This window comes from Muriicola sp., assembly GCF_041567615.1.
Taxonomy (GTDB): domain Bacteria; phylum Bacteroidota; class Bacteroidia; order Flavobacteriales; family Flavobacteriaceae; genus Muriicola.
Window position 1 is genome coordinate 1 of record NZ_JBFGBM010000073.1, and the last position, 11,786, is coordinate 11,786.

Sequence of the window (11,786 nt, forward strand, 5' to 3'; positions counted from 1 at the left end):
ATTCGGCTACTTCTACAGAACGGTCAGAACTACCCCCGTCCGAGACGATGATCTCGATATCTTCTTCCCTGCCTCCCTCTTCCCTGAGGTAAGGGATCAGCTTTTTCAGGTTCTCCTCTTCATTGAGAACCGGAATGATCACACTGATTTCAGGGGTATTACTTTTTTTCATTCAGGCTCCAGTCGTACGGGAGATAATTGATTTTGGCCGTTTCACGGATCTCGACCCTTGTAAAGGGCTGAAGGTAGCTGATCAGGCTTCTTTTTTGCATGAAATCCCCCCTGTACCACTTAAAGATAGGGGAGAGGAAAATCTCTTCTTCAGTGAAGCGATTCTTGCTTTCGTCATTGATAAAACCCATGGCAGCCTGCTGCAATTGCAATTCTATCCCCTCTGCCGTATAGGCCCTGTTCCACAGCTTTGGGCAAGAATAGGAAGCACAGTTGATAGCGAAATGGATACGGGGTTCATTCATCTTTCTCAGGATTCCGAATTCGATCTTGCTCAGGGAAATGCGGTCATTTCCCATTCGAATCCGGTTTTTGCCCCAGGGGTTGTCAATGTCCTTAATGCTCTTTAGAGGATAGTTTTCCAGGATTAAGTCGACCGTAGCCGCGTTGTACAGATTGATATAAAAAGCAAGTCTGACATTTTGAGGTGCTGACGCTTTGGGTTCATTGTCTCCCAGGTAATCGAGATAAGCATCGAGATCTTTTTTCCGTTTTGCAAACCCCGGGTAATCCACAAATCCTTCACTCGAGACGTTTTCCTGAAGTAACCGGTCCCAGGCCGTATGGTCCACGGCCTGTAAATCGGATAATGATCCCACCTGAAGAGATGGAATACATAAAGAGGTCAGCCAAAAAAGGAAAAGATAAGTCTTCATAGTTCAGATTCTAACAACAACCTCCCCCGTCGTAATGCCAGGTACTCTCGCTGATATGGATCTCCTCCGACAGCTCCGCCAGGGCTGCCGCTGTTTTATCGCAAACGGCCAGGGGCTGGTTCTGAATGAGGACATGACCTTTTTTATCGTCGAGGTAGGGTTCACCCCCGAAGTAGATGGCCGTTTTACCCGTGAATACGCAGGGTCCGTCTTCCGGCATAGGATCCTTGATGGCTGCGATCTCTATGGATTCGATATGGATCAGTTCGTCCGTGGGATAATGGTTGGGAGACAGCACTCTGTAGGACTTCCTCGCTCTGATTTCGATGGTTCCAAAACCGGCATCGGTGAGGACTTTTACATAGTCTTTTATCGGGATACTCCCGCTGAGGCACTGTGCCCTGAGGCGGTCGTCATTGCGCAAAGCATCATTCATGGGTTGCTCACAGACGGGATCGCTCATCACCAGCCTGCCGTGGGGTTTGAGTACCCTGTACATTTCGGCAACGGCTTTTTTGAGGTCCTCTGTCTTAAATATATTGAACAAACAATTCTGTGCGGCCACGTCAATGCTTTCACTGGCGATGGGCAGGTTGAGGGCATCACCCTTGACCAGTTTCACAAAATCGCTTTTAAACCAGGGATTTTCCTTTTCGGCTATCTCAAAATTCTTCCTGCAGGCCTCGAGCATCTCGTCGACCACGTCCACACCGGTCACTCCGCCTTCCTGTCTCGAGAAATAGGAAAACTGAAGCAGTTCCATCCCCCCTCCGACGCCCACATAGAGTACCTTGGGTTCATTGACCAGGTCTGAGGCGGAAACCGTGCTCCCGCAGCCGTAGTTCATCTCCTGCATAATGGTGGGGATGGACAGGCCGGGCAGTTGCCATACGGGATTGGTGGTACAGCAAAGGCCCACATCGGGGGTGAGAGCAGCTTGTTTATAAAGGTCGTTGGTCGCTTCCAGATAATTCATAACAATTTTATTAATTCAGTGAATAAAGTAATCATTTTTGGTTCAGTCTTCGCGGCTACTTCCAGGATCTCGGCAACATTGACCGGTTCCAGGTGGTCCGGATCACATTCGTCCGTTAAAACAGAGACCGCTACTACAGGTAGTCGTAAATGATTGGCAATAATTACTTCGGGTACCGTACTCATCCCTACGGCATCGGCTCCGATGGTCTTCAGCATGCGGTATTCAGCCCTGGTTTCCAGCTGTGGACCCACCACGGCTGCATAAACCCCTTTTTGCAGGGAGATCCCCAATTTTGAAGCGATCTGCTCGATCTTGCTGCGCATATCGGAATCGTAGGGATCACTCATATCCACAAAACGATCCCCGAATTCCGCCACGTTCTTAAAGGCGAGGGGCGAACCGCCCTGCAGGTTGATGTGGTCTTCCACCAGCATGATATCTCCTTTTTTAAAGTTGAGGTTGACGGCCCCTGCCGCATTGGAGATGAACAATTTCTCAACACCCAGTTGTCTCATTACCCTGATGGGGTAGGTGACATCTGTGAATTCATAGCCTTCGTACAGGTGGAACCTGCCCTGCATAACCACGACCTTTTTCCCTTTGAGGGTGCCGTAGACCAGTTTTCCGGAATGGAATTCCACGGTGGCCAGCGGGAAAAAAGGAATGTTGTGGTAATGGGCAACGAGGGGATCCTCTATTTCGTCGACCAGTTTTCCCAAACCGGTTCCCAGGACAATGCCGATCTCCGGCTTGTGAAAACCTTTGGACTGCAGGTACTCGGTGGATTCATCCAGTTGTTTTTGCGTCATATTCTATCTTTTATAAACGGCAGAAATGCCGGGTTATCAATGATGTCTTCAAGCACATCCACGTCATTTTTTGGGGGAAGCAAATAACAGTCCTCTCCATCCAGGTCAGACAGGGTCTGCTTCAGTACTTCGGGGGAACCCCAGTCCTTGTTTGTAAAAAGGGCGGGAGTATATTGTCTCATGCCCAGCAGATAGTAACCCCCGTCAAGGGCGGGACCCAGGACGAAATCATGAAGTCTTAATTTTTCGAATGCCATGGCCAGATCCTCCTCATTCAGGTCGAACAGGTCACTGCCAATGATCACAATACGGTCATATTCGTCCTCAAATCCCTCCCTGAATGCATCAGTCATCCGCTGCCCGAGATCTGCACCTTGCTGTAGTGCTTTTGTGAATATCTTTTCATCCCATACATCGTCCCTACCTATGCGATCTGAGTAATACACCCTCTTATCCGTGTTCAAAGGGGCCGAAACGGCAGCGGTATGCTGCAACAGGAATTTGTAGATCTCAAGAGCGGCCTGGTCTCCTACGGAGGCTGCCAGGCGGGTTTTGCACTGTCCGAGGACCGGATTACGAGTAAAAATGATAAGGAGGTCCTTTTTATTACCCATCATTCTCATCCTGATTTTCACGCCCGTACACCTTTACCCCCTTGCTGAGCAGCATCCCCCAGAATCGGTTGTAGGCATGCACCTTTTCTGTGGGCTTTTCATCTCCGTCAACAATGGAGTTCCCCTCTTCTACCCATTTAAAGATACCGCCGGAGAGGTTCCTGACCCGGGAATATCCCATTCGCTGGAGTTTTTCACCTATTTTACCCGACCTTATCCCCACGGAACAATACACCACATAAGTGGCTTGTCTATCCGGGAACGCCCGGGCAAACTTTTCAGCATCGAATTCCTTATACCCGACATACCTGGCATTGGGAAGATGACTTACCTCAAATTCCTCTTTCTCTCTTATGTCCAGTCGGATGTAGGAAGGGTTTACCCTGACTTCCGTCACAGAAACCAGAGGGACCTCATCCCCTGATAATTTCTCCATGACCTTCTCCAGGGTTCGTTGTCCTATGGCCGAGATGGTAGTAAATAATATCACGATGATCAGTCCGGTCTTCCGCATAGGGCAAAGATAGGATATTGGTCAGGTTCCGAAAACCGGCCCATGGAGGGAGCTATTGAAATTTGATGTATTTTAGGATGATGGAAAGAAAAACGATGGGGATTGCCCTTTGCGCAATGTTCACCCTGCCGCTCATTTACCAGTGCAGGCAGGCTCCGGAAAAAGAAAAAACTAAAACCGAAGAGATCGGGTATTACGAGGAACCCTTTCGCCCCCAGTATCATTTCAGTCCGCCCGAGATGTGGATGAACGATCCCAATGGCCTGGTCTATCACCAGGGGGTGTATCACCTGTTCTACCAGTATTACCCGGAAGATATCGTCTGGGGGCCTATGCACTGGGGGCACGCCACAAGTTCGGACTTGCTCCACTGGGAGAACAAACCCATCGCCTTGTATCCGGATGAGAACGGCCTGATCTTCTCCGGCAGTGCCGTGATCGACCATGAGAACACCTCCGGCCTGGGGAGGGAGGAAAATCCGCCCCTGGTAGCTATTTTCACTTATCACGACATGGAAAAGGAAAAAGCAGGGAGCAATGACCACCAGACACAGGGAGTGGCCTACAGCCTGGATAATGGGGAAACTTTTACGATGTATGAAGAGAATCCCGTATTGCTCAATTCAGAATTCAGGGATTTCAGGGACCCCAAAGTATTTTGGGATGAGGATATGAAGCAGTGGGTGATGGCCCTGGTAGCCGGGGATCATCTCAGGCTGTACCATTCGGATAACCTGCTGGAGTGGACCTATATGAGTCGGTTCGGGAAAGACCAGGGAGCCCATGGAGGGGTGTGGGAATGCCCGGATCTTTTTGAATTACAGGTAGAAGGGACAGACGAGAAAAAGTGGGTCCTCCTGATCAGCATCAATCCGGGAGCCCCTAATGGAGGAAGCGGCACCCAGTACTTTGTCGGGGATTTTGACGGGATCACTTTTACTTCAGAACAGCAGGAAGCGAAGTGGCTCGACTGGGGTACAGATAACTATGCAGGGGTGACCTACAACAACACCCCGGGGGGGGAGCGGATCTTTATCGGGTGGATGAGCAACTGGGATTATGCCCGAGACACCCCCACCGAGGTATGGCGGAGCGCCATGACCTTGCCGAGAAAGCTGAGCCTGGCGAAATACGGAGGCGAATATACCCTGGTCAATTACCCCATTGACGGGGTAGAAGACCTGCTCGTGGAAGAGGCCCGCCTGAACCTCCATGTCCCGGCTGGAGAAGAAAAATCCATCGGCCTGGTAAATGGAAGTCAGAGCAGGCTTCGCTTTAAAGCCCCCGTGGCAGATCTCTCTTTCGTCCTGAAAAACGACTCGGGTGAAGCCCTGGTCCTGGAGCTCGATCGAGAGGAAGGCCTATTTAGCCTGGACCGTTCTGCAAGCGGACTTGTCGACTTTCATGAAACCTTTGGGAGGGTGCAGCAGATGCCTCTCGAGAATTTGGGGGAAGGAGAACTGGACTTTGACATTTTTCTGGATGCATCTTCTGTGGAGGTGTTTATCAACAAGGGTCAGTTCGCCATGACCGCCCAGGTCTTCCCTACCTCCCCGTATTCCGCACTGGCGATCAGGAACAGCGGATCGGAAACCACGCAGATCGGAGATCTGAGAGTTGATTCGGTAGCCAGGATCTGGAAGGATTGATCACAGGCCTAAGAAAGGTCATGAAGGTCCAGAACGGGCGACTCCTCCCAGGTCATCATGGCATTGATCAATTTTACATGAGAAAAGCCTGAGAGGTCGTCTGTGGTGAGTTCTTCCTCAGAAATGATTCCATCGAGCAGTAGAGTTTGTCTTCGCACCCCATGGAGTAAGGGAGCTATCGGGGTTACCCACCTGTCCCCATTGAAAAAAACAAGGTTGGCATAGGAGGCATCGGTTATTCGTCCTTTTTGGTGCATGATGACCTCCTCGGTACCTGACTTTCGTAAAACATCCTCTATCCAGGCCCGGTCAGAGAATTTAAAGGGATAGGTCCGATCTCCTATATCGAAAAGGGAAACAGAATGGATCTTTCTTACCTGGTATGGGAGAAATTCTATCTGTATGACTTTATCCAGGGAGTAGATGACCCGGCATTTGGTGATCCCTTCCTGCCTGTTTTCAGGCACGTGAATGAGGTCCTTCAGAGAAGGCCCCGTATTCTTTCCATAATGGAACAGGGTCCTATCCATCCGATTTTGGTGGTGATCGAGCAGGGGAATCCTGCCGTCTTCTACGCGTATGGATTCAATGAAATGGTACATAGACCTTGTCGATCATTTCCTGATATTCATTCTGCAATTGGCTCTGTGCCGTGATGCCCCCGCCGCTCCTGAAGAAGCCGTCCTTTTCCAGGTAGCGGATCAGGACGCAACTGTCCAGGGTATTTCCGTCGTAATAGAATGCAACTCCCGTATAATATCCCCTGGGTTCTGTTTCAATAGACCGGATCAATTCCACGGTCTTTTGTTTGGGCGCGCCGGAGATAGAACCTGCCGGTAAAAGGGAATACAAAATATCGCCGAGTTGATGAGTAAAATCTTCGGGCAGTGTAGCCCTGATTTCGGAACTCACCTGCCCTATATTTTTGCCCTGAACCGCCAGCACTTCATAGTAACGAAACCTGAGGAGGGTGACTTCCCTGCCGATTCGGCTGAGGTCGTTTCTCATCAGATCGACGATGGTAGCGTGTTCGGCCGCTTCTTTGCGGTCTTCCATGATCTTTTGTCGCGCATTGGGCAGATCGGCATCTATGGTCCCTTTCATGGGAAAGGTGTATATATAATTTCCCGCTATCCTGACAAAGGTTTCCGGACTGAAGCTCACGAATTGGTCCTCAATACAGAGGGCGTATTTCGATCGGGCATTGGCATAAATGGTCAGGAGATCCAGGTTTGTGTCTACCGGTGTCCGCGAGGTAAGATTCAACAGGTAGCTGTCCCCTTTTTTTAATCCTCTGATCACCGCATCGAATTTCTCCCTGTACTGGTCTAGTCCAACGGGCGACTTCGTGAAATGTATGGGGTGGGGAAGGGGCGTGGTGTGCTTCCTGTTGGTGATCCCGTTGAAATTGTAATGTACGTGTGCCGGGATCTCATCCAAGGGCCATGCCAGGGGGTTCTCCTGTTCAAAATCGATGATGAACAGGAAGGGAACGCCCCGCTTCCCCCATTCATTGATCTTATTTCGTGTATGCTCCTTATCCATTTGGGCAGACAAAGAAAGAATAAACGGCGTGAAAAGGTACTTTTTTAACATAATTAGGAGGATTGATGACCTGTCCTCCCCAGGGGAAAATGAACAAAAAACACCTTTGGTTGCGAATCCCGGATTCCCTGAAAAAATAATTTGTAACTTATAGAGGATTTAAAAACCAACCACAATGAAAAAACTAGTTTTTGCGCTGGCATTCCTGATGTCGGTGACCCTGGTAGCCCAGGAGGGTTACTTTACTGCTTACAATTTTACCGTAGAACCCCAGAATGAAAGCACGGTCCTTCAATTGATCACAGACTATTTCTCTACCCACAAGACTGAGGGGGTGACCGTTTCCCTGTGGGAGAACCATTTCCGGGACAGCGGCAATAATTTCACCCACGGCATTGTTTTCTCGGGCTCCCTGGAAGCCATGGGAAGGCAGTACTCCAATGATGGGGGATCAGAATGGATGTTGTTCATCACCCGGGTAAACCAGCATGTCAAGGAAGGATTCAGTGCTTCTATGGGAACCCGCCAGAAAAGCTGGGGGGATATGACTGCGCAATATCCCGTCCAGAACTATTACATCGTACAGGTAGACAATGGGGATGCTTTCAAGACAGCTTATGAAAAGTATCATTCGTCAGCAGTTCGCAAAGGATGGATAAATATGTACGGGAGATTTACCACGGGAATCGGACCGGAGGGAGGTTCACACTGGGCCATTACAGGGTATAAAGACTTTAAAAGTGCCATGGGAGGGTCGAACGCGGTCCTGACAGAGGCAGAAAGATCAAACAGGGACAAGGCCTGGAATACGTTTCGCGAGACCAACGGCGGGGCAAAACTGATAAGGTCCGGTACACGCATTCTGCTGGGACAATGGTAAATGAGACACCCTCTCCGGCAGAGGGTGTTTTTGAATTTTATATTTGAGGGAAGGGTGCTACCCTGCGTGACCATAAGCGTCCTTCAGCCAATCCTTTAACTCCTGATCGACATCCCCGGATTGTTCCAGCCTGACCCTATGAGTACACATGGTTCCGAAGGGTCCCGAATTTTCGAGTCTGTTCGTAGTGGGATATCCAGGAAGCTTAAGGCCAAGGTCTAAGCGGGTCTTAGTGGCCGGACTTATCAGGGCGAACTGTTTCTTGCGGACAAAACTGACCGTCGTCTTTTTTGGGACGATGTTCACATCCTCACCGAGTTCAGAGACGAATGCCTTCACCTTTTCGAACAGGGGCAGGAGGTGTTCCTTCCCTTTGTATTGATTGGTCACGAGGTCATCGGAAGAGGGTTGCTCTTCTTTGGAAAGGTGAACGATGGTGTTGGCAAAGCCATGGGTGACCCCGTGTTCCTTCTTGAGGAAGTTCACCGCTTCGGAGTGCTTTTCAAATACCCTGGTTTTGAGGAGTACTTTCCACTCATCCAGGGACTTGCCTGTTTTTTCGGGCATATTGGAGATCATTGTCTGAAGGGCAGGATCCATGGTCTGGCGATTTACAGGTGAAACAGTTCTAAGGTAACCTATTTCTTTCAATTAAAGGGATTAACAGGCTCTGTGAGCCGTCATCAACAAAAAAGTGGGGCACGGCAGATTACTCCAACCATGCCCCGTGGGGTCACTAACTAAACCAACTTTTTAACTCACTTGTAGTGTTCCCCGTTCACTCTGACCTTTTGTTTCGCTTTTATTGTGCTCAGGTTGTATCCCGCAAAATGCCGGATATAATCCTCAACAGAAGTACCATAGGCATCTTCCATACTCTTCCCTCCGTTAGATCGGAGGTACTTTTTTACATTGCCCGGCCCCGCCAGATGGGCTGCCGCGATCAGGCCCGATTCGGTGATGCGTATCCCGTTGATCGTCTTCCCGGAGGCGTAAGCTATTTCCTGTCTCAGGATCCATTTATTCCTGGCTATATTCGCTTCCAGGACCGCTTCCTGTAATTGAGGGGAATGGAGAAAGGAGAGGGTGTCCTGTATCCCCAGTACAGCCAGCGTTGCTTTGCCAAACTGATACTTTCCCATATATCCCAGGGTATTGACACACCTGTACCTGCCTCTAGATTCCTTGAAGCCCAGGGCCTCTTTGAATGCGATGTAATCACCTGCCACGAGAGGAAATGGGATATTGACAGGATCTTTCTCTACCGAAAGGGCGACTGAAATGGCAGGGGACGGCATGAGACCTTTGTTTTTTGAGAAAAGGGGGGCGGATTTAATACTTAGATTGTCAGACACTTCAGGAATAGAAGAAGTGCTGAACCCGTATCCGAGAAGGGCAAGACTGGAGATCCCGACTGCGATTAAAACTTCTTTCATTTTCATAATATCCAGTATAACAGAGACAATATCACCCCAATGGCACACAGGATCAACAGGATTTTCTCAAAGGCCTTCTTCATCGTCATGTCGTGTTGTTGCAGGTCCATTTAAAATTGCTTTAGGACGTTTATAATTGTCTTTTGGTTTTCTCAATGCTATTCCTCAGGTCGTCCGGAAAAGTGGCTCCGATAAAGAGGGTATCATCGTTTGTGGATGGACCTGAGATCATTCCCTTTGTTTTATCCTTCCCCCATAATCCGTTCTGTATGCGTTCCAGTCTGTTTTTCATCAGGAGGATGTTACAGGAATACCGAGGAACTTAAAAAGGTCTTTTTGCCCGCCGGGGAGCGCAACGCATTCCACCATTTCTTTACGTTCCTCTTGAAACGATGGAAAGGCAGGTGCCATTTCCGACCTGTTTGAGAGTTTTTGCGTTTCAACTTTTGTTCTTCCAGTACATTGGGCACGATCAGTACTATGGCCAGCATAAAGGCCAGGATACTGATCAGGAAGAGGATAAGAGCCAGATTTTCATTTTCCATTTTCGTTCTCGGGATTAAAAGGTTCTCACAAAATCATCCTGTTGTTTCAGGATATCGGTCAAATGTAAGAGAGGGGTATCTACTGGAAAGAGAAGCGAGAACAGGTCACATAAATATCGATAAAACGCACAAAAAGATCGACAAATGACATAAAAGTCAGAAAAAACTTACAATAAGAATACAGGCCGGGGGTATCTGATCAGGTTAAAATCAGGATCTGAGACAGGAGTAAATACTGTCTAACAATTCCTCCTTTTCGAAGGGTTTTGAGATCACGGCATTCATTCCCGCTTCCTTGAAGGCTTTGAGATGGTCTTCATAGGCAAAAGCCGTTATCCCGATGATGGGCAGCTGTTCTACATTTTTAAAGGGAAATTCCCTGATGATCCGCGTAAGCTGGTCTCCCCGGGTATTAGGGAGGTTAATATCCATCAGGATGAGGTCGTATGGGTTTTCGATCACCTGTTCCAGTACCTCGGCCCCATCGCTGAGTACATCCAGGTAGAACTGCCCTGTCTCCATCAGCATATTAAACAGGACCGCAAGTACTCGTTCGTCGACCTCAACGAGTAAAATACGGTATTTTCTACCCCGCACCGCAGTTTTCTGACGTACCCTGTCCGCATCCTTCTCCAGGGTTGCTTTCCAGCCCGATTCCACGGGGACCTTCACCTCCAGGTCAAAGGAAAAAACAGAGCCCTTGCCCTCTTTGGATTGCAGTCGGATCTCACTACCCATAAGCGTCAGCAGCCCTTTTACCAATGCCAGTCCGAGACCGGTTCCCTGTTCCTTATCGGGGGAGGTAAGCTGGGAATACGTCTCGAAGACCATATTTTTTTTAGCCTCCGGGATACCTCTTCCGGTGTCTGTCACAGCAAAGTGCAGGCTGACCTTGTTGGCGTATTGCTGGTTAAAACCTACTTCCAGAGATATCTTCCCCTGTTCTGTGAATTTCACGGCATTGTCCAGGAGGTTGGTAAGGACCTGGAACAGGCGTTTCCTGTCTGCCTCAACCCATTGGGGGACGCGCTCATGGGGGGTCAGTTTAAATTCCAGTCCTTTGGAACCGGCTTTGGTCTTGTATGTGATGCTGAGAACTTCCAGCATTTTCCTAAGGTCGAAAAGTACGGGTTTGAGCTCTAGTTTTCCGGAAGCGATCATACTCAGGCTCAGGGTATCCTCCAGCATCAGCTTCAGATGGGTGTGAGTCTCCCGCAGCACCTCGATCAGATTTTGCTGTTCAGGATTCAGGGCGGTATCACTCAGTATCCTTGTAATAGCCATACTGCTCATCACCGGATTGCGAAGTTCGTGGCTGAAATTCTGAATGAAAAGATTTTTAAAGCGTTCGCGTTCTTCCAGTTCGGCGTTTTTCAGCACGATGAGTTCTTCCTGTATGATCGACTCATTACGCTCCTGTGCCACTTCCTGGTAGTTATTGTAATGTGCGGTAAGGTCTTGTATCCGCAATATAAATCCTATTCCTGAGGGGTGGACCTGGATATCCACGATCACCTCCCGGCCGGTTAAGTCGAGGTTTACACAATGAAGGCTCTGAGGCTCATCCATCTGGGAAAGCATAGGTTGCAGACTTTCAAAGAAGGGATGTATTTCAGAGAGTTTCTGCCCTTTATTTACGGGCAGGAAGCTGCCGGTACTCCCGAGCACAGACCCCTCAGAGTCTACCTCAATGAATTGCAAATGATGCTCAATATAGTGCTTCCGAAACTGTTCAGGGGTCATGGTGCAGAATTGATGCGAGGTGTAAAAAGGCTTCTTCCACAGTTTCCCCCGTTTTGGCACTGGTCAGGTAATCATACGGAATGTCGTGTTCCTCCAGTAATGAACTAACTTCCTCCTCAGGCACGAGGTCCTTTTTGTTCCCTATGACCACCGTGGGGCGATCATGTACTTTACTTTTTACGATC

Annotated in this window: 16 protein-coding genes; 2 read left to right on the forward strand and 14 right to left on the reverse strand. The window is 49.1% G+C overall.

Features of this window, described 5'->3' with window-relative positions:
• The 6 genes from ABYP73_RS06585 to ABYP73_RS06610 all read right to left on the reverse strand — a co-directional run.
• On the reverse strand, nt 1–172 hold a 172-nt coding region (locus ABYP73_RS06585; RefSeq protein ID WP_372973817.1), incomplete at its 3' end, for a glycosyltransferase.
• Nucleotides 159–830: a DUF547 domain-containing protein gene (locus tag ABYP73_RS06590; protein ID WP_372944321.1), complete on the reverse strand. Its 672-nt coding sequence runs from the start codon at nt 828–830 to the stop codon at nt 159–161. The genes ABYP73_RS06585 and ABYP73_RS06590, both read right to left, overlap by 14 nt.
• A 67-nt stretch (nt 831–897) precedes the next feature.
• Nucleotides 898–1,863 (reverse strand): arsenosugar biosynthesis arsenite methyltransferase ArsM, encoded by a 966-nt coding sequence (gene arsM, locus ABYP73_RS06595; protein WP_372944322.1) that lies wholly within the window; start codon nt 1,861–1,863, stop codon nt 898–900.
• Nucleotides 1,860–2,675 (reverse strand): purine-nucleoside phosphorylase, encoded by an 816-nt coding sequence (locus tag ABYP73_RS06600; RefSeq protein WP_372944323.1) that lies wholly within the window; start codon nt 2,673–2,675, stop codon nt 1,860–1,862. The genes arsM and ABYP73_RS06600 overlap by 4 nt, the downstream gene beginning before the upstream one ends.
• Nucleotides 2,672–3,292 (reverse strand): TIGR04282 family arsenosugar biosynthesis glycosyltransferase, encoded by a 621-nt coding sequence (locus ABYP73_RS06605; RefSeq protein ID WP_372973811.1) that lies wholly within the window; start codon nt 3,290–3,292, stop codon nt 2,672–2,674. The genes ABYP73_RS06600 and ABYP73_RS06605 overlap by 4 nt, the downstream gene beginning before the upstream one ends.
• Complete coding sequence (locus ABYP73_RS06610; RefSeq protein WP_372944325.1) at nt 3,282–3,803, reverse strand: rhodanese-like domain-containing protein; 522 nt, start codon at nt 3,801–3,803, stop codon at nt 3,282–3,284. Before ABYP73_RS06610 ends, ABYP73_RS06605 begins: the two co-directional genes overlap by 11 nt.
• A gap of 77 nt (nt 3,804–3,880) precedes the next feature.
• On the opposite strand from ABYP73_RS06610, the gene ABYP73_RS06615 reads away from it, so the two are divergent.
• Entirely contained in the window at nt 3,881–5,452 is a 1,572-nt protein-coding gene (locus ABYP73_RS06615; protein WP_372973812.1) for a glycoside hydrolase family 32 protein, read from the forward strand.
• Nucleotides 5,453–5,460: 8 nt separating this feature from the next.
• Here ABYP73_RS06615 and ABYP73_RS06620 read toward each other — a convergent pair whose 3' ends face one another.
• Both ABYP73_RS06620 and ABYP73_RS06625 read right to left on the reverse strand, forming a co-directional pair.
• Nucleotides 5,461–6,054, reverse strand: a complete 594-nt coding sequence (locus tag ABYP73_RS06620; protein WP_372944327.1) for an aminotransferase class IV — start codon at nt 6,052–6,054, stop codon at nt 5,461–5,463.
• Nucleotides 6,038–7,048 carry an aminodeoxychorismate synthase component I gene (locus tag ABYP73_RS06625; protein ID WP_372944328.1) on the reverse strand — a complete coding sequence of 337 codons (1,011 nt, stop codon included), beginning with the start codon at nt 7,046–7,048 and terminating at the stop codon, nt 6,038–6,040. Before ABYP73_RS06625 ends, ABYP73_RS06620 begins: the two co-directional genes overlap by 17 nt.
• 124 nt (nt 7,049–7,172) lie before the next feature.
• Here ABYP73_RS06625 and ABYP73_RS06630 point away from each other — a divergent pair, with 124 nt between their 5' ends.
• On the forward strand, nt 7,173–7,877 hold the full coding sequence (locus tag ABYP73_RS06630; RefSeq protein ID WP_372944329.1) for a hypothetical protein: 705 nt from the start codon (nt 7,173–7,175) through the stop codon (nt 7,875–7,877).
• A 57-nt stretch (nt 7,878–7,934) separates the two neighbouring features.
• Here ABYP73_RS06630 and ABYP73_RS06635 read toward each other — a convergent pair whose 3' ends face one another.
• From ABYP73_RS06635 to ABYP73_RS06660, 6 genes are all read right to left on the reverse strand, one after another.
• Nucleotides 7,935–8,477, reverse strand: a complete 543-nt coding sequence (locus ABYP73_RS06635; RefSeq protein ID WP_372973813.1) for a DUF4287 domain-containing protein — start codon at nt 8,475–8,477, stop codon at nt 7,935–7,937.
• A 158-nt stretch (nt 8,478–8,635) separates the two neighbouring features.
• Nucleotides 8,636–9,313, reverse strand: coding sequence for a hypothetical protein (locus tag ABYP73_RS06640; protein ID WP_372944331.1), 678 nt, complete (start codon nt 9,311–9,313; stop codon nt 8,636–8,638).
• A gap of 130 nt (nt 9,314–9,443) precedes the next feature.
• Nucleotides 9,444–9,605: a hypothetical protein gene (locus ABYP73_RS06645; RefSeq protein ID WP_372944332.1), complete on the reverse strand. Its 162-nt coding sequence runs from the start codon at nt 9,603–9,605 to the stop codon at nt 9,444–9,446.
• Between the two features lie 10 nt (nt 9,606–9,615).
• The gene (locus ABYP73_RS06650) at nt 9,616–9,858 is read right to left on the reverse strand and encodes a hypothetical protein (protein WP_372973814.1); all 243 of its coding nucleotides are present in this window, start codon (nt 9,856–9,858) and stop codon (nt 9,616–9,618) included.
• Nucleotides 9,859–10,068: 210 nt separating this feature from the next.
• A complete protein-coding gene (locus ABYP73_RS06655) occupies nt 10,069–11,601 on the reverse strand; it encodes an ATP-binding protein (protein WP_372973815.1) in 1,533 nt (510 codons plus the stop codon).
• Nucleotides 11,591–11,786: Rab family GTPase (locus ABYP73_RS06660; protein WP_372973816.1), on the reverse strand; the 196-nt coding region annotated here is incomplete at its 5' end. The genes ABYP73_RS06660 and ABYP73_RS06655, both read right to left, overlap by 11 nt.